Annotated in this window: 20 protein-coding genes and 1 tRNA gene; 14 read left to right on the plus strand and 7 right to left on the minus strand. The window is 40.2% G+C overall.

All coding sequences use genetic code 11. The features are described 5' to 3' along the window. The first annotated feature begins 107 nt into the window (after nt 1-107). From ACMUMK_RS02890 to ACMUMK_RS02915, 6 genes are all read left to right on the plus strand, one after another. The gene (locus ACMUMK_RS02890; RefSeq protein WP_414699618.1) at nt 108-1,784 is read left to right on the plus strand and encodes an ABC transporter transmembrane domain-containing protein; all 1,677 of its coding nucleotides are present in this window, start codon (nt 108-110) and stop codon (nt 1,782-1,784) included. Further along, a complete protein-coding gene (locus tag ACMUMK_RS02895; protein ID WP_414699619.1) occupies nt 1,777-2,817 on the plus strand; it encodes an HlyD family secretion protein in 1,041 nt (346 codons plus the stop codon). The genes ACMUMK_RS02890 and ACMUMK_RS02895 overlap by 8 nt, the downstream gene beginning before the upstream one ends. Continuing rightward, entirely contained in the window at nt 2,811-4,283 is a 1,473-nt protein-coding gene (locus tag ACMUMK_RS02900) for a TolC family protein (RefSeq protein ID WP_414699620.1), read from the plus strand. The genes ACMUMK_RS02895 and ACMUMK_RS02900 overlap by 7 nt, the downstream gene beginning before the upstream one ends. Before the next feature lie 232 nt (nt 4,284-4,515). Next, entirely contained in the window at nt 4,516-7,236 is a 2,721-nt protein-coding gene (locus ACMUMK_RS02905) for a M14 family zinc carboxypeptidase (RefSeq protein ID WP_414699621.1), read from the plus strand. 50 nt (nt 7,237-7,286) lie between these two features. Continuing rightward, nucleotides 7,287-7,874, plus strand: coding sequence for a glutathione S-transferase family protein (locus ACMUMK_RS02910; RefSeq protein ID WP_414699622.1), 588 nt, complete (start codon nt 7,287-7,289; stop codon nt 7,872-7,874). Between the two features lie 20 nt (nt 7,875-7,894). Next, the gene (locus ACMUMK_RS02915) at nt 7,895-8,227 is read left to right on the plus strand and encodes a DUF1244 domain-containing protein (protein ID WP_414699623.1); all 333 of its coding nucleotides are present in this window, start codon (nt 7,895-7,897) and stop codon (nt 8,225-8,227) included. Nucleotides 8,228-8,364: 137 nt separating this feature from the next. On the opposite strand, the gene ACMUMK_RS02920 is transcribed toward ACMUMK_RS02915, so the two are convergent. Continuing rightward, a complete protein-coding gene (locus tag ACMUMK_RS02920; protein WP_414699624.1) occupies nt 8,365-9,003 on the minus strand; it encodes an NAD(P)H-dependent oxidoreductase in 639 nt (212 codons plus the stop codon). Between the two features lie 263 nt (nt 9,004-9,266). Further along, on the minus strand, nt 9,267-9,992 hold the full coding sequence (locus ACMUMK_RS02925; protein ID WP_414699625.1) for a siderophore-interacting protein: 726 nt from the start codon (nt 9,990-9,992) through the stop codon (nt 9,267-9,269). A gap of 121 nt (nt 9,993-10,113) precedes the next feature. Between ACMUMK_RS02925 and ACMUMK_RS02930 the strand changes: the two genes are divergently transcribed. Continuing rightward, nucleotides 10,114-10,539: a MarR family winged helix-turn-helix transcriptional regulator gene (locus tag ACMUMK_RS02930; RefSeq protein WP_414699626.1), complete on the plus strand. Its 426-nt coding sequence runs from the start codon at nt 10,114-10,116 to the stop codon at nt 10,537-10,539. A gap of 109 nt (nt 10,540-10,648) precedes the next feature. Here the strand turns inward: ACMUMK_RS02930 and ACMUMK_RS02935 are convergent, their stop codons facing one another. Further along, nucleotides 10,649-11,203: a carboxymuconolactone decarboxylase family protein gene (locus tag ACMUMK_RS02935; RefSeq protein ID WP_414699627.1), complete on the minus strand. Its 555-nt coding sequence runs from the start codon at nt 11,201-11,203 to the stop codon at nt 10,649-10,651. Nucleotides 11,204-11,352: 149 nt separating this feature from the next. Between ACMUMK_RS02935 and ACMUMK_RS02940 the strand changes: the two genes are divergently transcribed. Continuing rightward, entirely contained in the window at nt 11,353-11,940 is a 588-nt protein-coding gene (locus ACMUMK_RS02940; protein ID WP_414699628.1) for a TetR/AcrR family transcriptional regulator, read from the plus strand. A gap of 17 nt (nt 11,941-11,957) precedes the next feature. Here the strand turns inward: ACMUMK_RS02940 and cdd are convergent, their stop codons facing one another. Continuing rightward, entirely contained in the window at nt 11,958-12,374 is a 417-nt protein-coding gene (gene cdd / locus ACMUMK_RS02945) for a cytidine deaminase (protein ID WP_414699629.1), read from the minus strand. Between the two features lie 217 nt (nt 12,375-12,591). On the opposite strand from cdd, the gene nlpI reads away from it, so the two are divergent. From nlpI to ACMUMK_RS02975, 6 genes are all read left to right on the plus strand, one after another. Further along, a complete protein-coding gene (gene nlpI / locus ACMUMK_RS02950; protein WP_414699630.1) occupies nt 12,592-13,503 on the plus strand; it encodes a lipoprotein NlpI in 912 nt (303 codons plus the stop codon). Nucleotides 13,504-13,542: 39 nt separating this feature from the next. Beyond that, nucleotides 13,543-14,538, plus strand: a complete 996-nt coding sequence (locus ACMUMK_RS02955) for a hypothetical protein (RefSeq protein WP_414699631.1) — start codon at nt 13,543-13,545, stop codon at nt 14,536-14,538. 88 nt (nt 14,539-14,626) lie between these two features. Beyond that, entirely contained in the window at nt 14,627-15,685 is a 1,059-nt protein-coding gene (nadA, locus tag ACMUMK_RS02960; protein ID WP_414699632.1) for a quinolinate synthase NadA, read from the plus strand. Nucleotides 15,686-15,821: 136 nt separating this feature from the next. Further along, nucleotides 15,822-16,412: an HAD family hydrolase gene (locus tag ACMUMK_RS02965; protein ID WP_414699633.1), complete on the plus strand. Its 591-nt coding sequence runs from the start codon at nt 15,822-15,824 to the stop codon at nt 16,410-16,412. 279 nt (nt 16,413-16,691) lie between these two features. Then, a tRNA-Ser gene (locus ACMUMK_RS02970) sits at nt 16,692-16,781 on the plus strand. 307 nt (nt 16,782-17,088) lie between these two features. Beyond that, nucleotides 17,089-19,014, plus strand: a complete 1,926-nt coding sequence (locus tag ACMUMK_RS02975) for a methyl-accepting chemotaxis protein (protein ID WP_414699634.1) — start codon at nt 17,089-17,091, stop codon at nt 19,012-19,014. A 340-nt stretch (nt 19,015-19,354) separates the two neighbouring features. On the opposite strand, the gene ACMUMK_RS02980 is transcribed toward ACMUMK_RS02975, so the two are convergent. From ACMUMK_RS02980 to ACMUMK_RS02990, 3 genes are all read right to left on the minus strand, one after another. Next, nucleotides 19,355-21,343, minus strand: a complete 1,989-nt coding sequence (locus tag ACMUMK_RS02980; RefSeq protein ID WP_414699635.1) for a methyl-accepting chemotaxis protein — start codon at nt 21,341-21,343, stop codon at nt 19,355-19,357. Nucleotides 21,344-21,587: 244 nt separating this feature from the next. Further along, nucleotides 21,588-21,815: a DUF2798 domain-containing protein gene (locus ACMUMK_RS02985; RefSeq protein ID WP_414699636.1), complete on the minus strand. Its 228-nt coding sequence runs from the start codon at nt 21,813-21,815 to the stop codon at nt 21,588-21,590. 5 nt (nt 21,816-21,820) lie between these two features. After that, nucleotides 21,821-22,258, minus strand: coding sequence for a MarR family winged helix-turn-helix transcriptional regulator (locus ACMUMK_RS02990; RefSeq protein WP_414699637.1), 438 nt, complete (start codon nt 22,256-22,258; stop codon nt 21,821-21,823). Nucleotide 22,259: the final 1 nt, after the last annotated feature.

Below are 22,259 nucleotides of genomic sequence, written 5' to 3' on the forward strand. Positions count from 1 at the left end.
GTAGACAGTTGCCCGTTAAAGGTTGTGCCGTAACGTGGTATTGTGAATAGTTATTTATAACTTACATGCTTGTATGTAAGTACTCAGGGTCGATTAAAAGAGGGTTTATGGCAAAAACGATAGATTTACGTGCCACCAAAAAAACGCTGTTTAAGTTAATAAAACCCGAGGCTGGGTTCTTTTGGGTTGCTATTGCATATGGTGTAGCCATAAGTTTAATGACATTGGCAGTGCCGATAGCAGTACAAACCTTAATTAATAGTATTGCAAATATAGGCTCTACTCGGGCGGTTGTAATACTTGCCACTGTGTTGTTTCTTACTCTTTTTATATCTGGTATTTTTAGCGCGTTACGTATGCGTATCATGGAGTTTTACGAGCGTAAGGTGTATGCACGGTTAACTGCAGCCTTAAGTTTGCGTACTATTATGGCGCCCCATAGCTTTTTTGAAGGCAGACAAAACACCAATGTCACCCAGCGTTATTTTGATATTATGACGCTACAGAAAAACATTCCTTCTTTAATGGTTGATGGCTTCGCATTAGTACTACAAATGCTGGTCGGGTTTACTTTGGTTTCTTTGTATCACCCTGCATTGTTTGCTTTTAACCTTGTGTTAATTCTAATCATGTACGCTATTTGGAAAATATGGGGAGCGGGTGCTAAGCGCACGGCTATAGAGCTTTCACAATCCAAATACGAATCGGCTAAATGGCTCAATGATATTGCCGCAGCACACGAGTTTTTTAAATCTGCTGACCATTTAGAGTACGCTGGTAGAAGTACAGATGGGTACATAAGTGATTATATTCATAATCACAAACGCCATTTTCATTACACTTTTTCACAAGTCGTGATGTTTTTACTGCTTTATGCCCTAGCCAGTGCTTCTTTGCTGGGGATAGGTGGTGTGCTTGTGGTGCAAGGGCAGTTATCTATCGGGCAATTGGTTGCTGCTGAGCTTATTATGTCTGCAGTATTTTTTGGTCTGTCGCGGTTTACCCAATACCTTAAACTTTACTACGAATTATATGGTGCGGCGGATAAAATTGGCTCAGCACTATTCATTCCTCAGGAAGATGTAAACGAAAACGCCAATCGGGTGCCCCGTTCATCTCAACTGGTTTTCAACAATTTAGTGTTGTTGCACGGTGACGATAGTTGTTTTATTGATACCACCTTAATTGCTGGTGGTAAGTATTTTATTACTACTGAAAAAAGCTGGGTTCAAAAACAGTTAACGGCTCTTATGAAACGCTATGATAAGGCAAATAAAGGGGAGATCCTCTTGGGTGACCTTAGCCTATTTGATTATGATACCTATGAGCTAAGACAAGCTATCACCATTTTAGATAGGTCGTTAATAGTAGAATGTACCATTGAAGAATACCTACGCTTGGCAAGCCCTAGCGTTAGTATTTCTGAAATGCGCAATGCCCTAGCCGCAGTAGAAGTGTTATCTGTAATTGATACCCTGCCTAATGGTCTTTCAGAAAAAATATCTGTGCTAGGTGCGCCATTGCAGCCACTAGAGTTTTTATTGTTAAAGCTGGCGGGTATTCTAATTGCCGAACCTAAAGTACTTATTATAAATCAGCACTTTGATGCTATCCCTAAGGCGCTTCGTCTGCGCTTGTTAGCTAAGTTAAACAGCCTACATTGTACGGTTTTGTATTTTACCAATACACCTGAGCAAGGCATGTTTAGTGGAACGATTCACTTGCATGATGATGTAACTGAGCTTGTTAATAATAATGTTCAGCAGGGTGACAATAATGAATAGTGCAGAAAAACGCTTTCTCTATAACGTAACCTCTTTATCTAAACTTGCTATCCCAAAGCTACATAAAGTGGTGTGTGGTTTGATTGTATTTTTGGTGTTGGCGGCGGGGTTAATTCTGTATTTTACACCTTGGATGCAAACCGCCTATGGTACCGGAGTGGTTGATTCTCTGGATCCCTTAGATAGAACCCAAGCCATTAGTGCCTTAGTTGATGGGCAAATAAAAACTTGGCACGTACGAGAAGGCATGCAGGTAAAAAAAGGCGACCCAATAGTGACCCTGATTGATATAGATGCCGAGCGGCTAGAAAAGTTACAGTCGCAACTTTCTGCCGCCAAAGAGAGAAACCAAGCTAACGACATTGCAGTGGCGAATGCTTTGAATAATTTGAATCGCCAAATGGGATTACAAGAACAGGGGCTAGTGTCTCGTAAAGATGTTGAGCAAGCGCAAATCAAGTTACAAGAGCTAAAAGCTAAAGCCGCGTCTTCTATTTCGGATATTAATGAAGTCAGCATGAGCCTTTCGAGGCAATCTACTCAAACCAAAGTTGCGCCAGTAGACGGAACAATAGTGCGTTTGTTTTCAGGTGGTGTGTCAACCTATGTAAAAGCAGGTCAAGTGTTGGGGCAGTTTATCCCCTCTAATGCCAAGCGCAGTGTGCGTGTGACTGTTACTGGCTTAGATGCACCTTTGGTGACTCCTGGCGCAAAAGCTAGGTTGCAGTTTGAAGGTTGGCCCGTGTTTCAGTTTAGTGGCTGGCCAGGGAGTGCAGTAGGTACATTTGGTGGTGAGGTGGTATATGTTGAGCCCATGGCCAATGCTACTGGTACTTTTCAGGTATGGATCCAACCAGATAGACAAGACATTCCATGGCCTAGAGAAAGTTCCGCAAGACTAGGTAGCCGAGTGAAAGGCTGGATACTACTTGAAGAAGTGAGGCTAGGTTATGAGTTGTGGCGTCAACTCAATAACTTCCCTCCTCAGCAAACCACTGGGCAAGAAACCGAAGAGGCAGCTAGCACGTGGTAAATACTCAGTATTTGGTCAAAAAGACCTTACTTGGCGCTGCATTAGCTTCGATTGGATTATTGATTAACAGTAGCGCTTGGGCGCAAACTAGCGAGTATAAAAAGGCGCAACTTGCTAACGCTGAAACAGGCCCTACAGTTGATACACTGCTTTATTCAATGCAGCATTTACACCCGTATACAAAGGCCATAAAAGAAGGGGCAGTGCAGGCAAATGCTGATCTTGATATAGCTAACAGTGCCTTTGACCCTTACCTAGAGCACGATAGCTTTTCGAGAGTAACGGGTTACTACGACGGTACCTCGTTGCAACAAAGAATCGTTAAACCATTAGAAGACTATAACGCCTCTGTTTTTACTGAATATAGGGTCACAGATGGTAACTTCCCTGTTTACGAACAACAGTATGAAACCCAAAGTGCAGGTGAAGCGAGTGTTGGTATTGCCTTTTCTTTGTTAAAAGGGCGAGAAATTAACAAACAGCGTCTTGGCGTTACCAATGCAAGACTGGACTTAATGCTCTGGGAAGTCCAAGCAAATACTATGCTTAATGACTTCATTTACAAGGGCCTCGTAAATTATCTAACTTGGTATGAAAGCTCTCTGCAAGTAGAAGCCGTAGAGTCACTGCTTGCGACTACCTCTCTAAGAGAAGAAGCCATCGCCACCCGAGTTGAAAGAGGAGATTTAGCTCAAATATCCTTAACTGAGTTTAGAGCCAACCTACTAGAACAGCGCTTGCTAGTGGAAAAGCTAAAGCAAACCCGTGATGGCTATGCTCATGCATTATCTTATTATTTACGGGATTCTGACGGCCATGTCATCAATATGCCGCCAGCTACAAAAGTACCTGAAGACATAGCTTGGCCCTTATGGGTGGGGGATACGCAACTTAGTGCGTTACGAAAACAAATAGCTGAACATCCAGCCTTAAAAAGTATGCGAGTGGCGCAAGAGCAAACCCAAAACAAAGTTAAGTTAGCAAACAATGCCTTACTACCCAAGTTAGATTTAAAGGCTTCAATCGCTAAAGATATTGGTTCAGGTAGCCAGACTTTAGATCAAGTCGAAAGTAAAATTGGGCTTTCGTTTTCCTATCCATTGGGCAACCGTAAAGCCAAGGCCGAAGTGGCCAAGGCAAAAAGTAAAGATAGAGAACTATCCTTAAAGATAAGTGCCATGGAAGAAAGTTTGGTGCAATCTTTTGAGCAAGCTTATACCTATTGGGTACAAGCTAAGAATGTCACCAAGTTACAACAGGAAAATGCAGAGCTTGCAAAAACACTATCAGGCATGGAGCGGCAACGTTTTAGCGCCGGTGACAGTAATATGTTTTTACTTAATGCACGAACATCAACAGAAATAAAAGCCGAAATGAAGCATATAGAGGCTAAGGTCGATCTTTTAAAAGCTGAGTTATCTCTTTACAAGATAGTGGCGTTACTACCTACCTTAAATGTCAAGTAGCAGTACGTTAGCTGTGTTCAAAACGCCCTCGCTAGCTGTTATTCAAGATGCTGAAACTAAGCTTAGTAAAAATGTAGTGTTTGTAGACTGGGTTTAGTAAACAGCAGTTACTTAATTTATAAGCTTGGCATGTTTATTTAGCCTTCTGTCGCAGATAAATTGCAGTTTTTAAGTGAAACACTTTATTATGCTCCTCACTGTTTTATCCTTCATTTGATAGGAATCTTCCTTAATGAGCTTTACTTCTAGTGCTTTTTTTCAGTCTGTTAGTTGTTTATACAAACGCTTTTTTATTGGCATATTATTCATTTCAAGTTTAGTTAGTTCGGCTGCTAATGCTGAATATGACTTATGGCCAGATGTGGAATATAACCCAAACATACCAACCCATATGCAAGTGTTGGGCTATGAAGTAGGTGAGCGAATCACTAATCATGGCGATATGCTTAGGTTTTTTGAAGCCCTAGAGCGTGCAGCACCAGATAGAATTAGACTATTTGAGTACGGTCGCACATGGGAAGGCCGTAAATTAATTTATGCTGCTATTGGCCAGCCTGAATTAATTAAAGATTTAGAAGGGTTTTCTAGCGATATGCAAAGTTTGTCTGATCCTAGGGTGACAGATAAAAACCAAGCTAAGCAGTTCCAAGATGCTTTACCAAGCTCTGTGTGGTTACAGTACGGTGTGCACGGTAATGAGATTAGTACCACAGATGCTGCCATGATGACTGCCTATCATCTGCTTGCTGCTCCAGATGAACCCACAAACAAGAAAATTTTGAACAATAATATTGTGTTCATTGACCCGCTACAAAACCCAGACGGAAGAACTCGATTTACACAGCGCTATTATGCCAGTGTAGGTATTAGCCACAGCCCAGACCGCTTATCTGCTGAGCATAACGAACCTTGGCCAAGAGGTCGTACAAACCATTATTTGTTTGATATGAACCGCGACTGGTTAGCCCTTACGCAACCTGAAACCCAAGGCAAAGTAAAAATATTAAATAAATATCGCCCTTTGGTGGTGATTGATCTTCATGAAATGGGCGGTGACTCAAGCTACTTTTTTGCCCCATCTGCACAACCTTTTAACCCCCACATTCACCCTAACCAAATAGAAAATATCACCTTAGTGGGCCGTAACAACGGTAAACATTTCGACAAGTTTGGTTTTGATTACTTTACCCGCGAAGTGTACGACGCTTTTTTCCCAGGGTACGGTGATAGTTGGCCAACTTTTTATGGTGCTGCCGCTTCTACCTATGAAGTCGGCTCGTCAAGAGGTGAAGTATTTTTAAAAGACAATGGTGAGCTTTTAACCTTTAAAGACACAGTACACAAACATTTTGTTGCTTCAATATCTACCGCAGAGGCGGTAGCGGATAATCGTGAAAAACTACTTAAAGATTATTATCAGTACCAAGTAGACGCCATTAAAAGTGGTAAGGCTGACAAAAAAGAACGGACTTTTATTTTATCTAACGGCCAAGACAGAACCACTACTCACAAGTTAGCTACTTTAATGGCGCAACATGGTGTAGAAGTACAGCAAGCGACTGAATCATTTAAAGCCTGTGGTGAAACCTACCAAGCGGGTACGTATTTTATTGATACAGCCCAGCCCAGAGGGCGTTTTGTTAAAACTACTTTTACCCAGCAAGTAGATATGTCTGACGCCTTTATAAAAGAACAAGAAAGACGCCGAGCGAGATTGTTACGAGACGAAATTTACGATGTAACTGCTTGGTCGTTACCGTTAATGTTTAATGTGGATACAGACACATGCGGTAAAGCCGTTTCTGCTAAAGCCATTCAGTTAGAGGCTAGTGATAAACTAGTAGGTAGTGTTGCTAACCCAGATGCAAACGTGGCTTATCTAGTGCCTTGGGGCGATATGGCATCAGTACATTTCTTAACACAAGCATTGCAACAAGGCTTGATTGTTAAAAGTGCAGATAAAGCTTTTCAATTAGACTCTAAGCAGTCTTTCCCTGCGGGTAGTTTGATTATTGAAAAAAGACGTAACAGTGCAGACTTAGCAGCCAAAGTGCAGCAAATCGCAGCTGATACTGGCGCTTTGGTAACGGGCGTTGATAGCAGTTGGGTGATAAATGGCCCAAGCTTTGGTAGTGGTGATGTAGTAGACATGCCTGCGCTAAATATTGCTATGGCTTGGGATGAGCCGGTTTCTTCATTAAGTGCTGGTAATTCAAGGTTTGTAATAGAGCAAGAGTTAAATTACCCAGTTACCGCTATTCGTACAGACAAGTTAGGCTCGGGAAATTTAGCCCACTACCAAGTGTTGATTCTGCCATCTGGGCGTTACGGTCAAGCGTTCTCTAAGTCTGCCTTAGATAATATTAAAAACTGGGTTGATAATGGTGGTGTATTAATTACCTTTGGTGATGCAACTGCATTTGCTGCGTCGTCTAAAGCAGGTTTGTTAGATGTGAAGCGTGAACTTGCAGTGACAGACAAAGAAGATTCAGCTAATTCCAAATCTGATTCAGACAGAGTCAAAGGTCAGTTGTTAACCGACAAGCAAGCCCTGTTAGATGCCAGTGTTGATGCTAAGCAACAGCCTGATTATGTGGCAGGTGTGTTGGCAAATATTGAAGTTGATCAGGAACATTGGTTAACCGCTGGGGTCAATCCTAATGTAGTAGCTATGGTATCTGGTCGTAATATTTATACGCCTATTACCTTAACATCAGGTAAAAACCTAGCCTGGTTTAAAGACGAAGAGTCTTTGTTAGCAAGCGGATATTTGTGGAAAGAAAACACTAAACAACTTGCTTATAAGCCTTTTTTGATTATCCAACCTCAAGGCAATGGTATGGTGATAGGTTATACTCAAGAGCCGACTACTCGCGCTTATTTAGATGGTTTAAATGTGATGTTGGCTAACACAATTTTTAGGGCTGCGGCCCATGCTCAACCCCTTAGGTAGGGTTGGGCATAGTGTAAGTAAACTGATAGCAAAGAATTAGGAGTAATTTAATGTTAAAACTCACCGGCTCTACTACATCTCCGTATGTGCGTCGCATCCGTATTTGCTTAGCGAATATTCAGCATGAGTTTATTAATTTGCAGGTGTTTTCTGAACAAGACAGGGAACAGCTCATGGTGAAAAATCCTACTATGAAAATTCCTATGTTAGAGGATGAAGAGGATGGTAAAACTCAGATTATTTATGACTCTAGGGTAATTTACCGATACCTAACCGATAAGTTCGCTGATCCCGCACTAACGTGGGAGCAAGAAAACCTCTTAACCTTAATTGATTCGGCAAACGATTCATTAGTGCAGATGTTCATTTTATCAAACTCTGGCATTCAAGCTGATGCAGATAAGTTGTTTTTTAAACTGCAAAAAGATCGGGTGAATGCTGTTTTAGTGCAATTAAATGCATACGTTGATTCTGGCCTATTCTCTAGCTGGAATTACCCTGCCATATGTTTATATTGCTTAATAGATTGGATAGAATTTAGAGAATTACACAATATGCAGGGGTTAACTAATTTGTTGGCGTTTCATGATGAGAACTCTCAGCGCATTGAAGTAACCGCAACTGACCCCAGACGATAATCACCAAACATAGGCTTTCAATGAACCAACAACAAAAGACAGAAGCAGAAGCTGCGGCTTTTAGGCATTTACTTAAACACCTTGATGCTAACAAAGATGTGCAAAATATCGACTTAATGATTTTGGCAGATTTTTGTCGTAACTGTTTAGCTAAGTGGTATATGGCTGCAGCCAAGGAGCAAGGGGCTGAAATGGACTATAACCAAGCCCGTGAAGAGATATACGGTATGCCGTTTAGCGAGTGGAAAGATAAATATCAACTTCCAGCATCTGCAGAGCAATTAGCTGCGTTTGAAGCGAGGCAAGAAGCTAAAAAAATGGCAACTGAGCCTTCAACATCAGGCTGCCAGTAGTTTGATAGCAGAGGCTGCTGCTCTTTCACTGTAAAAATACTTTTGAAAGGTCAACAGCCCCTAGCCATTTTCATGGCCATATCCCACTGATAACTTGTGGAATATGGCGTTTTATCATCTAAGTTGTTAACCGTTTTCTAGTCTATTACAGTAATAAACTCATCTGTTTCACGTCTAACCTTTTGTAAGTCTACTAGCCAGTCACCAGAGTCAGCACGGTAGCCCAAAGGCAATAAGAGTACTGACTTTAAGCCTCGCTCTTTTAAATTTAATATTTTATCTACTTCTTCAGGAACGAAGCCTTCCATAGGGGTACTATCAACTTTCATTTCTGCTGCGGCAATTAATGCCGAGCCTAAACCTATATAGGCCTGTCTTGCAGCATGTTCAAAGTTTGTATCAGCATCACGTTCAGGATAGGTGCTTAGTAACATTTGACGGTAGTTTTCCCAGCCCTCGTTTTTAAAGCCTCTTTTTTCGTTAACTAAATCAAACATATAGTTAATACGCTCGGCTGTGTAATCATCCCATGCAGCAAACACTAGTAAATGCGAGCCGTCGGTTATTTGTGCTTGATTCCAAGCGTGGGGAACAATTTGTTTGCGAATATCTGGGTTAGTAACAACAATCACTTCGTATGGCTGTAAGCCGCTAGAGCTGGCACTTAAGCGTATCGCTTCTAGTATGTAATCAACTTTTTCTTGGCTGACTGGCTTAGTTGGGTCCATTTTTTTTGTGGCGTAACGCCATTGAAGATTTTCTAGTAATTCAGACATTTAATACTCTTTAAGTGAAATGAAAAGATAAGTTTTTTTGCTCTATTTAACGTAGAAATTAAATAGCGATGAATGATTAATGTAGGCGCGGCTAGTTATTATCAATGCTCAGTTACATAATTATTTTGTGAAGTAAGTTGTTGACTCATCCCAGTAATTTGAGCATCCCAAGCTAAGGCTAGCTAGCCGTTACCTAAAGAATAATCGAAAAATGCACTATAAGCTGGCAGCGATACTAGGTTTAAAGCCGTGGGTTTTTATACTCACGGCTTTTGTTTTTTATTCCAGTAGGCGCTGGCGTACAGTTTGGATTTGTCGTATTCGCAGTGTTCATTAAGATGTGTTTTTAATTGGCGCACTATACTTGCTTCAAGGGCGATAAAAATAGCGGTACCTGTTAGATCATTAGGTTGGGCTTGAAGGGCCTTTAAAAACTCATCGGTCAGTTTGTTTTTGGTGACTAACCACTTTACATTTACACCCGCTGGGTGCGACAGGGTTTGAATGTCTTGTTCAGTGGGAACTTGTATCCATGCATGACCTATTGCTGTCTTTGGTAGTTGCTCTAAGGTTGCCGCTATGGCGGGCAGGGCAGTTAAGTCCCCAAAAAACAGATGTCTACTTGCTTGATAATCCGTATGCTTAACTTCTCCAGGGCCAGCAATGCCCACATAGTCATTTACTTTGGCATTTGCAGCCCAATTTGTTGCTAAACCTTGATGATCGTTTACCGCAAAATCTAAGGTTAAGTTTTCCCCATCGAAATATCTTACTGTGTATGAACGCATCCATTTTTTAAATCCCAAATATATCCCCAGTTTTGGTGGTGTATTTGGCGTTTCGGGATTGGGGAAAATGACCTTAACATGGGCGCTTTTTTTATCAGAGGGAAAGTCCAGTAGTGAGTCACCACTTAAGGTAATTCTTCGCATATGAGGTGATAAATCCTCAATTGATGACACTTGAGCCATTCGCATTTTAGGCCCCATAACATCCTCCTATTAGTGTTTAGTTGCAGCTTGGAAATAAACTAAGTATAGTTGATAAGGTCTACTATATTTAAAAGATGATAATGTCAACCATTTATGGTGGCTTGTCTCAGGAGATTCAGTGAATTTAAACGAAGCACTTTTTAGTTTAATGCATCTTGTGCGTAATAATTTGATGCAAAGATTAAAAGAAATAGATCAAAATTTATCACCTATGCATATGAAATCATTAAAAATTATTTCTATGATAGATGAATGCACAGGACAAAAATTAGCTAACTATCTGGGCCGAGATAAAGCACAGATTAACCGCTTAATAAAAGAGTTAGTAGTGCAACAATTACTCATTAAAAAAGATAACCCTAAAGATAAAAGAAGCCAGCTATTAGAGTTGACAGGATCAGCTAAGGATCTAATTGAAGAGTTTGTTAAAGCGGAAGTTGAACTGTCTAGAGTTATGGCTGCGGGTGTTGATCCCGAACAATTGGCTGAATTTATACAGGTTTCTCAAAAACTAAAGGCCAATCTAGAAAAGCTAAATACTTAAGTTTGAATTATTGGGAAATTAAGAGGCTTAGCAATTTCCCCTTTCAAAAAAGAAAACGCCTGCTTGTAAAAAGCAGGCGTTTTTTATGAAGTGCAGGGTTTAGATGCCCTTAGGCTTTCTTTTCCCATGCAAACTGTGCAAATGCATCGTCAACAGGTGTTTTCGCTAAATGGTTTGTGTAGTTACTCATAACTTTTTGAGCTAGGCCCAACACTATGTTTAAAAGGTTTTCAGACGTATAACCTGCGTCATAAAAAGTTTGTACTTCTTGCTCAGATAACACACCACGGTTACGTACAACTAACAAAGTAGTGTCGTGTAATACCTGTAGTTTTTCTGTTGGCATAGCTTCTTGGTTACGAAGGGCTTCAGTTAGCTCAGGGTTAACTTTCATCATATGAGCAATACCAGTATGTGCTGGTACACAGTAATGACAACCGTGCTCAACGTTAATGGTTTGCCATACAACCGTTAGCTCTTCTGCGTCAAAAGATGTTTCACCAAATAAAGTGTGAAGCACTTTATAACCTTCTAGTAGTTGTGGTGATTCTGCCATAGCAGCGTGCAAGTTAGGTAACATGCCAAAACCTTTTACTGAGTCTTCTAGTAATGGCTTGCTTTTCTCTGGAGCTGATTCAATTGTATGTAGTTTGATATCGTTCATGGGGTGTTTCCTGTTTAAAAATAAATAGCGAAATCTTATTCGCGGCGTTTAGATGGGCCTAATATATCTGTACTTGAACGATTGTTCAAGATAAAATTGAACGGTCGTTCAAAGTAGGGTTTGAATGATACCTTATTACTTGGGAGTGAATGATGAGAAAAAATGCCAAGTTTGACCGCGCTGAGGTGGTTGAAAATGCCACCAAATTATATTGGGAAAAAGGCTTTAACGGCACGTCAATGCGTAATCTACAAGACGTAATTGATATGCGCCCAGGTAGTATTTATGCCACTTTTGGAAGCAAGGAAGGCTTATTTAAAGAAGCCCTAAACCGTTATACAGATATGGGAATTGAAGCACTACTTGCTGCGAGAGAAACAGCAAAGTCTCCTTTAAAAGCCCTTAAATTATTTATGAAAACGGTCGTCTTAGATTATGAGAATACCGCGCCAAGTCGAATGTGTATGTTAGCTAAAACCATGGGTGAGCTAACCGAAGAAAATGCCGATTTAATACAAGAAACTAAGCGTTTATTGGCAAAAATTGAAATTGAGTTTGTAAGACTACTAAAAGAGTCACAAGACTTAGGTGAAATAGAAAGCTCGAAGGACGTGAACAAGCTTGCTCGCCACATTCAAGTGCAAACTATGGGGCTGCGTACTTACGCTAAAACCTGTGACGACCAAGCTGAACTTGAAACTATGGTAGATGATGTGTTTACACATCATCCATTTTAGGCCACTCAAGCGTCAAATTATACGTCAGACTTTTCAAAGCCAAATGCTAATGGCAGTAATTCAGAGAAGTTTACGGTTTTAACATCACCATTTTGTTTAGCTAAATGCACAAGGGTTTTTTCGTTAGCAAACTCTGCAATTTTTTGACGGCAGCCGCCACATGGTGGGCAGAAGTCGTTATTAGGGCTAAGTATTAGGATTTCGGTAATACTTTGACTGCCAGATGCAATCATAGAGGCTATCGCGCCGGCTTCAGCACATTGGCATAATGGATACGAAGCGTTTTCGACATTGCAGCCGCCGTGATGTTTTTGATTATTGTCAAATATTGCCGCGCCTACTTTAAAGTTTGAATAAGGGGCGTAAGCTTTTGATTGGGCTTTGGATGCTAGTTCAAGCAATGTTTTTTGTTGTTGTTTGTATGCTGTTGTCATTCAACATCGTTCTCAAAATTGTCGGCCGGTTAGTGTGCGACATTTTTTATGTTGGGATCAAGTCTTTAAATGAATCGCTGTGCTTGTGGTTGAAACTTTACTTTTACTTTTAAATAAGAGATTCTTAATTACAATTTTATTGGACTTATTGAAACTACTCCTAGCTTTGTAGGTCGAATCACTAACTTATTTTTCAGGTCAAAATCTCCTAATCACTATGTATACACGATTACTCGTTTTATCTATTGTTAGTTTTCTATGTGTTAGCTGCGCCAATACATCCTCTTCTAGTGTTGACGGCTCTGGGCAAATGGGGAATTTATTGTTAGCCGAACCTGCACCTATGAATCAAAGGTCGCAGTTGGCTATTGCCCGTTATAGTCATATTTTAGGAAATAACGAAATTGAAAACGAACAAAGGGCGCAGTTGTTACATCAAAGAGGTGTGCTCTATGACAGTGTGGGCCTGTCTGGTTTGGCCTTATATGATTTTAACCAAGCATTACGACTAAAGCCCGACTTAGCCGAAGCCTATAATTCTATTGGTGTGCATTACACTCAGCAAATGGATTTTATCCAAGCTTATGAGGCCTTTGATGCCTCAATAGATATTAATCCTGAAATGGAGTTTGCCTTCTTAAATCGAGGTATAGCCCTTTACTATGGCGGACGTCCAGACCTTGCCGTTGAAGATTTTGGAAAGTTTTATAGTAAAGATGCCAGTGATCCTTACAGAGCCATCTGGAGTTACTTAGCAGCAAGTAAAATAGACAGTGCTCAGGCATTGGTTACATTGGCCGAGCTAAGAAAAAATCTTAGTGAACAAAACTGGGCCACGCAAATTGTTGATTTGTACCTCGGGAAAATAACAGAAAATCAACTGCTTAGCTTGTTAATTGGTGGTGTAGAAAACCAGCAACAATTAACCGATAGGCTATGTGAAGCTTATTTCTATTTAGGAAAGTATCATGCTGCCCGAGGCCACAAAGGTATCGCTTCTAACTATTTCAAATTAGCTTTGAGTACCAATGTATTTGAATACGTTGAGCATAGATATGCACGTTTAGAGTTAAGCTTACTACGTGACAGCGCCAACGATGCTGAGTCTACAGCTACGCAAACCCAGTAACTCTCTGTGGGTTATCTAAAAGGGAGCCTAGCTTGTTTTGTGGCGCTGCTCCCACTTTATTATCTGTGTTTTAGCCTTCCAAGTGTCGAAAAAGCATTAGTTGAAGAGCCCCTTTATGTATCAAAAGTTTCAAGCCAAGCCACTTTGGCTAGCGCTATGGATTTATGGGACAAGCAAGAATATCTCGCTGCTAACCTTATCCTTAAAACCATTAACCCAGCCGATCAGCCTTTAGTTGACTTGTATCAAACTTACATAGATGACTACTTAGCAAAGGGGCAAAGTGTTACTTGGACGCAGCAAACAAAGTATCCTCCCAGTTGTAAGCAAAAAATATTATTTGTTACAGGTGAGCTGCAATCATTGCCCCAAGCTAAGGCTTTTAAACAGCGATTTAGCCATGATAAGCGATTAAATAAGCTGCCTATTTGCGTGAACCAAGTTACATTTTTTGATCCTGCTACTGTGTTATGCCAGCGAAACTGGTTAAATCGAGGGCGATTAGGATGCGATTTACTGGCTTTCGCCAAGCAGCTTAAAAGTATTGATTTTACCCATTTGGTAATTTTTGCCGAACAAGGTAAAGCCAATGTTCACAATGGCGTTATGTTTTTAGATAGACAAGATACCTATGATGTATTTGTACATGAGTTGGCGCATTTTTCGGGATTTATTGATGAGTACCCTTTAAGTGCGGCTTTGGCTAAACGGGTATGTAGCGGCGTAGATGCGCCTAATTTAACCTTTAAACAAGCTACCGAAAAAGCCAATGCTAATGCGCAAAATTTAGCGCGAACCTGTGACAATCACCCGGCGCAGGCGTTTAAAGCATCTAATAAGCTAACGTTTATGGAATACCATGATTTAGCATATATCCCTGCCCATTACTTAACAGCCTGGAAGGAGCTGTTAATAAACTTGCCTAAGCATCCGTCGGCACATTTAAATTTTGCCCAGTTGTATGAAGATGCTAATAATCAAAATGATAGTCAGTATTGGCGCAAAGAATATCAGTTATATCTAGCTGGTAATTAATTGGATCGCCTTGGTATATGTCATTTTCATGACAGATGGGTATAATACTTGGACAATTTAGTTTCTCCAAAAGCAATCATTTACAATTATGTCTCAGGTATTTGCGGTCGAACCAATCGACTATCCATTTCCAGCTAAACCTATGCCTCTCAATGTTGCTCAGCAACAGCATTATGTGCAGGAAATAAAAACTCTTTTGAAGCAAAAAAATGCGGTACTTGTTGCCCATTATTACACTGATCCAGAAATCCAAGCCCTAGCCGAAGAAACCGGTGGCTGCATTTCAGATTCACTTGAAATGGCGCGATTTGGTCGTGATTGTGATGCCGACACATTAATTGTTGCAGGCGTGCGATTTATGGGTGAAACCGCTAAAATTCTTAGCCCAGAAAAAACAGTACTTATGCCCACACTTGATGCAACCTGCTCTTTAGATTTAGGTTGCCCAGTAGAGCAGTTTTCTGCCTTCTGTGACGCTCACCCTGACCATACAGTAGTGGTATATGCCAATACATCTGCAGCAGTGAAAGCCCGTGCCGATTGGGTGGTGACTTCAAGTATTGCCCTTGAGATAGTGGAGCACTTAGATAGCTTAGGTGAAAAAATCATCTGGGGGCCAGATAGACATTTAGGTGCATACATAGCGAAAGAAACCGGTGCAGATATGTTGTTATGGCAAGGTGAGTGTATTGTTCATGACGAGTTTTCAGCAAAAGCCCTAAGAGATATGCAAAACTTGCATCCAGACGCTGCAGTACTGGTACACCCAGAATCTCCTGCCAGTGTGGTAGAAATGGCTGATGCAGTAGGTTCTACTACTCAGCTTATTAATGCAGCCAAAAGCTTGCCCCATAAAAAATTCATAGTGGCTACCGATCGCGGGATTTTTTATAAAATGCAGCATGCCGCTCCTGATAAAATTTTACTTGAAGCGCCAACTGGCGGTAATGGCGCAACTTGTAAAAGCTGTGCCCATTGCCCTTGGATGGCGATGAATGGTTTACAAGCTATCCACCAATCTTTAACAGAAGTAAGTGGTCATGAGATATTTGTTGATGAAGCTTTACGCCACAAAGCACTAATTCCACTTAACAGAATGTTAGATTTTTCAGCTGAATTAAAAATGAAAGTCACTGGCAACGCTTGATGATTGTTTGTCATAAATAATTCATAAAAAGCCAGCACTGCTGGCTTTTTTCGTTTTAATCAAGATGTAAACTACGCAAACAATTAATGATAAACATTAAATACCTAATTTATTTTTTTCTATTTTGGAGTGCAACATGCCTGACTTAAGTCGTTACAAGGGAATTGTTTTTGATATGGACGGAACCATAATTGACTCTATGGGAACTCACAGTATAGCTTGGCGCAAAACCTGCGAAAAATACGGCTACCCATTTGATAAAGACTACTTGCATGGTTTGGGCGGCGTACCTACTGATGAAATCGTAAAATTACTAAATGAAAAGCACGATAAAGATAACAATCCTGATGAAGTAGCAATGTTTAAGCGTGAGATGTTTAATCAGCTTAAAGACAAACCTGTAGTAATAGACGACACTTTTGCTGTTATGGAGCGCTATCAAGGTAAGCTAAAAATGGGTGTAGGCACGGGGGCAGATCGTAGTAACGCTATGGCCTTGTTAACAGACTCTGGATTATTAGAGCGATTAGATACAGTGGTTACCTCAACTGACGTCACCCATGGTAAACCCCATGGAGAAACCTTTATTACTGTGGCGACCAATATGGGCTTAGAGCCGAGTGACTGTGTTGTTTTTGAAGATACCGAAATTGGTCGAATGGCTGCAAAAAACGCAGGTATGGACTGTATTATGGTGGTGGACGGTAAAATTGAATTACCGGTTTAAGCTGTAATTAGGTGCGGGCGATGGCTGTAAATATAGTGTTCAGCGATATTTTGAGTGATTAATAACCGTATCAACGGTTTAACATCAGTTAACACTTGCGTACTTATGCGGTTTTCCCTAACATACGCGCCACTTTTATAGGAATGGCATTTAGTATTAGCTTGTTTCTAGGTAAGCGCACACCTTGCGCAGAGTTAGGTTCAGTAACTCTTAAATAGGTTTACAATTTAAAAAGTTTTACGAAGAGGTGGGTTAAACCGCTTTCTTTAAACGTTTTACGGAGAGGTGGCTGAGTGGCTGAAGGCGCACGCCTGGAAAGTGTGTTTAGGGTTAAACCTAACGAGGGTTCGAATCCCTCTCTCTCCGCCATGTTTAGAAAAAGGCTTATCGCAAGATAAGCCTTTTTTGTTTTTACTCTTGTTAACCAATTTCTTCTCAGTTAAATAATGATATTTAATTTGACTGCGATCCTTTTTATCTAGACTACTACCCCTTTACGCCTCCTTACCTAGCTTGTATGCCCAAAATATTGTGAAAATGAGTTTTAAATCACATTTTTGTCCTTTGTTATAAAGGTATAACTATCTTTATTTGACTCAATTAAATTTAATCTTATAGTAATCTTTCCGATATATATTTAGCGCAGCTAAAATACAGGTATTTCAAAAAATTCTTTATGAATCAATTGTCTATAAAACAAAAAATTATCATTATATTAACAATTTTTGTGTTGCTAACCTCTGTTCTGGTTGGTGGGGTAGGCATGATGACGGCTCGCTCTACTGTCGAAAAGCGGGTTTTAACCACTGAGCTGCCTAACATAATAGAACGTATTGCAAATCAGATTGATAACAAGATTAAGGGCATGCAAATTATTGCGACCCAGATTGCTAGCGACCCTTTTATTTTAAACTGGAATGCCCAAGGGCAAAGTGATGAGGGAGAAAAAGCACTAATCCAAATGCTACAAAATACAGTGCAGCAACATGACTTAAGTGCAGCATCTTTTGCTGACAAACAAACCCATCGTTATTGGAATCAAGAAGGCTTTCTTAGAACTTTACAAAATGATGAGGCGGATGGTTGGTTTTTTAATTATACCGCTAGCAATCAGGCAAACATGGTGAGTATCTACCGCGATCCAAATACCGGTAAAACAGATTTGTTTGTTAATTTTCAGCAGGTAAACGGCCGTGGGTTATCAGGTACTGCTAAGTCTTTTAGAGATGTAGTTGAGCTTTTGTCTAGTTTTAAAATTGAACAAACTGGTTTGGTTTATTTGGTGAATGACCAAGGGCAAGTGCAACTGCACCCTGATACAAGCTTAATTAACAATACAGATTTGAGCCGTTTATATGGTGCGCAGAGTAGCGGTGAACTACTAGAGCAAAATGTTTTTAATGTGAGCATAGTCAATAAAGACGGTGTAGATACAATAGTTGCATCTAGTTTTATTCCTAGTATGGGGTGGTTTGTTGTTGCTCAAGTTCCTTATGAAGAGATGTTTGCCTTATTAGATAGTGCCACCTTTGACATGGTGTTTTGGTCTCTTTTAATTACATTTTTGGCCTGTTTAGCGGCTTGGTTTGTAGCGAGCAGTATTACTAAACCCATTAGCGAGCTATCAGGTGTTTTTACAAAATTAGGGAATGGTAAAGCTGATCTTTCCTATCGTTTGTCCGTTGATGGGCAAAAAGAAGTAGCGGATGTGGCTAAAGGCTACAATCAATTTGTATCTCGCTTAGAAACCACTTTTTTTGAAGTGAAAGAATATAGCTTAGCGTTAAAACAGGTTGCTTTATCATTGCAGGATAAAGCCAGGTTAACCGCGCAAGGCGCGCAGCTAAGTGACCAGCTCACCCATAGTATTTCTAATACCTTAAACCAAGTGAGTAATGGGGTAACGGATGTGGCCAAAAGCGCCGAGTCAGCTTCTGAAGTTGCAATAGAAATAAATAAAGAAGGGGCACAGATATCTGAGGTGATAACCAGTACTCATGAAGATATAAATGGCTTAGTGGCAAAGATAAACGATGTTGCAGAAGTTATTCGATCTTTAAGTAATAACACAGAAACCATTGCTAGAGTGCTAGAAACTATTCAAGCAATTTCGGACCAAACTAATTTACTGGCCCTTAATGCTGCTATAGAAGCTGCTAGGGCAGGAGAGCAAGGGCGTGGTTTTGCTGTTGTCGCCGATGAGGTTCGTACTTTGGCTAAGCATACGGCTGATTCTACCCATGAAGTACAGGGTATAATGCAAGAGTTGAAACGTACTTCGTCTGTTGCCACCAAAGAGATAGCGTCAATTATAGAGCAGTCTAATATCACAGCTGAGTCTATTGGTAACGCCAATAAAGTGTTAGAAGCGAATACTATACATTTTACTGATATAGCCGAGGCTAATCGCTCTGTTGCTGCTGCCACCGATGAACAATCCAACAGTATTAGTTTGATTAATCGCGACATGCAGCAAATTAGCAAGGAGTCAGAAGAAAATATGCTGAAAATTGCGCAAATAGAAGAAGAGTCAAATGGATTGAATGCGCTAGCGATTAAACTTGACGCACTTACACAACAGTTTCAAGAAAAACGGCGGTAAGCTGCTAGCTAGACCCTGATATTAGGGAGCCGTTTAGCAAACCAATAGTAGTGGCAGTAATAGTCTTGTTTAGCTTTAGCGAACAAGACTATTACTATGGAACATTACAATTTATTAAGTACTTTTTTAAAGCTAAAAAACCTCACTAGCTTAATTTATACAAGCTACCACAGAAAAACCTGCCTCCTGAAGCTAAACCCCCGTTTAAATAGGTTTTTACTGCCTGACGGTATGTAGAAGAAAGTTTTAAGACAAAGCAAAAATGCCATTTTAAGTAAATGGCATTTTAAGCACTTGGGTTTAAGTGTTTGTGCGTAAATGTATTAAGGCTTTTAGGGTATTAGGCTCGTCTTAAGGTAAAACGAGAAATAATAGTGCGCATTGAGTTAGATTGCCCTTTTAACTGCTCTGCTGCAGCGGCGCCTTCTTCTGAAGCGGCTGCATTCATTTGTACAACTTCATCAATATTTGAAATACCGCGGGTGGCTTCTTCAACCCCTATGGCTTGCTCTTGGCTCGCCTTAGCAATTTGTGCCACCAACTCTGTGGTGCTATTCATGCCCTCTAGCACGGTTTTGAGTGATTCTGCGGTATTTTCGGCTATTGTTACTCCATTACCAGTTCGGGTTTCTGATAGTTGAATTAGTTTTGATGTTTCAACAGCAGCTTCTGTGCTTCTTGAAGCTAGGCTCCTAACCTCATCTGCCACCACAGCAAAACCTCGGCCTTGTTCACCGGCTCTAGCTGCTTCTATTGCGGCATTTAGGGCCAGTAAATTAGTCTGGGCTGCAATCTCATCTATGGTATCGATAAAGCTGGAAATACTCTTGCCCGCTTCTTGAATTTCACCCATAGCCTTTATCATTTCACTCATGTGCTTTTGGCCTTCGATAATAGCGTCTTGTGCTTTATCTGCAATTTTGTTGGCCTCTGTTGCGCCTTTAGCATTGTCATTGGTTTGAGCTGATAGTTCTACAAGAGAAGCGGTAATGGCTTCTAGGCTGATTTTTTGTTGATTTGCACCTTCTGCGATAGACAAGCTAGTGGCCGCTATTTGCTCACTACCAACAGAAATGTTTTCACTAGAATCTTGAACTTCTAATATTAAGACATTTAGGCTTTTTAACATGTTTTGTAGTGCTAGACCTAAGGCGTCTTTTTCAGAGCTAAGCTGCACTTCTACGGATAAATCGCCAGATGATATCTTCTCAGTTAATGTTACTTTGCGTTTTAACGCCTCAACCATATTAACAACAGCTGCATATAAACTATCGGCGGGCATGTCTGTATTGTGAAGATCTATATCTAGCTCACCAAGGGATACTCTTTTCACAATATTCGTGACGTCTGTAGGATCGCCGCCTAGTTTGGTTAAGGTCTTTTTGGTAATGAAAAGAGCGATAAAAAGCCCTGCAATTAAGGAAATTACAGACACTACAATAATGATAAGGACAGCGCGGTCATTTGCGTTTTGTAATTTTGGACCTAACGTATCTTGTTCGCCTTTAATATCTAGCTTTAAGGTTTCTATTGATTTTGCTACCACAGGGCCAATGCGATCTAGCGTATCGGCAATAATAATATTTCGTTTAGATATAGCGCTAACAACGTCATTAAAAGCAGTGGAGTAAGTGCCTAGCAGGCTATTAATTTCGCCTAATAATGCTCTTCTTTCTGGATTTTGTAGTAACTGGTCAAGCTTATTTAATTGGGTTTGCAGTGTGGTTAGTTCTTGATTGACCCGCGTAACCGAAGAGTCTTCATTTGCATCTAGGTATTTCACCACATACAAACGAGCTAATAGTAAAGAGCGAGTAGCCAATGAAGCACTATAAGATGCCTCCATATCACCATCTTGTTTGGCAGAAAGTAGTATTTTAGTGAAGTCCTTTTCTATTTGGGGACCCTCAATATTTAAAATATTTTTGACGAGTTCATTACGTTGTTGCTTTAACTTAACTACCTCTAAAAAGCCCTGATAATACTGTTCTAGATTTTGTTCTACTAAATCTAATTGGGCCAACCCAGAAGAGGTTTTCACCGATCCCTTCGCGTCTTCCATCATCTTTTGGGTAATTTCCCAATACATCAGGAAGGCGTCTTTATCTTCATTTTTGGATGTTTGAATAAAGCTCTTCACACTTAGGCGCATCATCAACATATTTGCTTGTACTCTACCTGCAATATTGGTTGATCTGGCTAAGTTGCGGTATTCAGTAAAACCCTGAGATGCATTATTTAGCGTATAAAATGAACTAACACTTATGACAAGTAGTAAAACTAGTACAAATGAAAATCCTAAGTAGAGCATGTTTCTAAAGCTAAGCATCTATATATCCTTATGTATGAAAATTCGTAAGCGGGGCAACGAGTATAGTATTGTATCGATGGTAAATTTATTATCTTTAATTAAACAGTATTTACTTTGCTTATAACATCCATTATTCACTTGCAAAGTATCGATTTTTATACGGAATTGGTAGCTTTTCCTGTTTTGCTTCTCCATTCAAACTATTCATATGCATTGCTTATTTAAGTTATGCTTTTAAAGGTACCAAAGGGAAGGGCTAACTTTAGTTAGGCTTGTCGCTTGATGTACATATTTTATGGGTAAGCTTTAGCACTAAAGGGCTGCAAGTAAACGAAATAAGCCAAGCCACAGGCCAAGCATAACAAAATGCTTTTAGCCACAGTGTGATGAAATGTTCTGAAAAGCCAAGGTTTAAATAGGTTACCCATAGCGTCATGAGTATGCATAATAAACTCGACATCAAACATGAAGATACTAGTCGGTGTTTCATAGCTGTTACCTTGTTATTTTCGCATCGGTTAAAATTTTGAAATAGCCTGGCAGTATCTCAGTTAATAGGGCCTTGCCTTGTGTTGTGATTGATAACTTACTGGCCCTAGCATCTTGAGTGTCTTTTTCTTTATTGAGAAGCTGCTCGGTCAATAGATTTTTTATGGCTCTGCTTAATACTGGCTTAGATACATCAAGGCGCTCAGTTATTTCGGACGCGTATAGCCAATCCCGTTGTAACTCTCTGTCAATTACCATCAAAATGAGAAAACGTAACTGCGACAGCTCATAGGAGCTAAAGTAATCATCTAATGCTCTAATTAGTAAACTATATTCCCGCAGCCCCTGCAGCTTTTTAGATATTTCATGACTTTTGTTAGGTGAAAATTCATTGCTATAGCGTTTTACCATGGCATGGGTAGGTAGCTCTTTGAGGAAAAACATA

This window comes from Paraglaciecola sp. 2405UD69-4, from assembly GCF_047525415.1.
GTDB lineage: Bacteria > Pseudomonadota > Gammaproteobacteria > Enterobacterales > Alteromonadaceae > Paraglaciecola.

What these genes read in the sequence shown, in the direction of transcription:
- ACMUMK_RS02990 (WP_414699637.1), bottom strand. Translation starts at nt 22,258, where the DNA reads ATGTTTTTCCTCAAAGAGCTACCTACCCATGCCATGGTAAAACGCTAT.
- cdd (WP_414699629.1), bottom strand. Translation starts at nt 12,374, where the DNA reads ATGACAACAGCATACAAACAACAACAAAAAACATTGCTTGAACTAGCA.
- ACMUMK_RS02895 (WP_414699619.1), top strand. Translation starts at nt 1,777, where the DNA reads ATGAATAGTGCAGAAAAACGCTTTCTCTATAACGTAACCTCTTTATCT.
- ACMUMK_RS02915 (WP_414699623.1), top strand. Translation starts at nt 7,895, where the DNA reads ATGAACCAACAACAAAAGACAGAAGCAGAAGCTGCGGCTTTTAGGCAT.
- ACMUMK_RS02980 (WP_414699635.1), bottom strand. Translation starts at nt 21,343, where the DNA reads ATGCTTAGCTTTAGAAACATGCTCTACTTAGGATTTTCATTTGTACTA.
- ACMUMK_RS02910 (WP_414699622.1), top strand. Translation starts at nt 7,287, where the DNA reads ATGTTAAAACTCACCGGCTCTACTACATCTCCGTATGTGCGTCGCATC.
- ACMUMK_RS02985 (WP_414699636.1), bottom strand. Translation starts at nt 21,815, where the DNA reads ATGAAACACCGACTAGTATCTTCATGTTTGATGTCGAGTTTATTATGC.
- ACMUMK_RS02975 (WP_414699634.1), top strand. Translation starts at nt 17,089, where the DNA reads ATGAATCAATTGTCTATAAAACAAAAAATTATCATTATATTAACAATT.
- ACMUMK_RS02935 (WP_414699627.1), bottom strand. Translation starts at nt 11,203, where the DNA reads ATGAACGATATCAAACTACATACAATTGAATCAGCTCCAGAGAAAAGC.
- ACMUMK_RS02920 (WP_414699624.1), bottom strand. Translation starts at nt 9,003, where the DNA reads ATGTCTGAATTACTAGAAAATCTTCAATGGCGTTACGCCACAAAAAAA.
- ACMUMK_RS02925 (WP_414699625.1), bottom strand. Translation starts at nt 9,992, where the DNA reads ATGGGGCCTAAAATGCGAATGGCTCAAGTGTCATCAATTGAGGATTTA.
- ACMUMK_RS02965 (WP_414699633.1), top strand. Translation starts at nt 15,822, where the DNA reads ATGCCTGACTTAAGTCGTTACAAGGGAATTGTTTTTGATATGGACGGA.
- nlpI (WP_414699630.1), top strand. Translation starts at nt 12,592, where the DNA reads ATGTATACACGATTACTCGTTTTATCTATTGTTAGTTTTCTATGTGTT.
- ACMUMK_RS02905 (WP_414699621.1), top strand. Translation starts at nt 4,516, where the DNA reads ATGAGCTTTACTTCTAGTGCTTTTTTTCAGTCTGTTAGTTGTTTATAC.
- ACMUMK_RS02890 (WP_414699618.1), top strand. Translation starts at nt 108, where the DNA reads ATGGCAAAAACGATAGATTTACGTGCCACCAAAAAAACGCTGTTTAAG.
- nadA (WP_414699632.1), top strand. Translation starts at nt 14,627, where the DNA reads ATGTCTCAGGTATTTGCGGTCGAACCAATCGACTATCCATTTCCAGCT.
- ACMUMK_RS02940 (WP_414699628.1), top strand. Translation starts at nt 11,353, where the DNA reads ATGATGAGAAAAAATGCCAAGTTTGACCGCGCTGAGGTGGTTGAAAAT.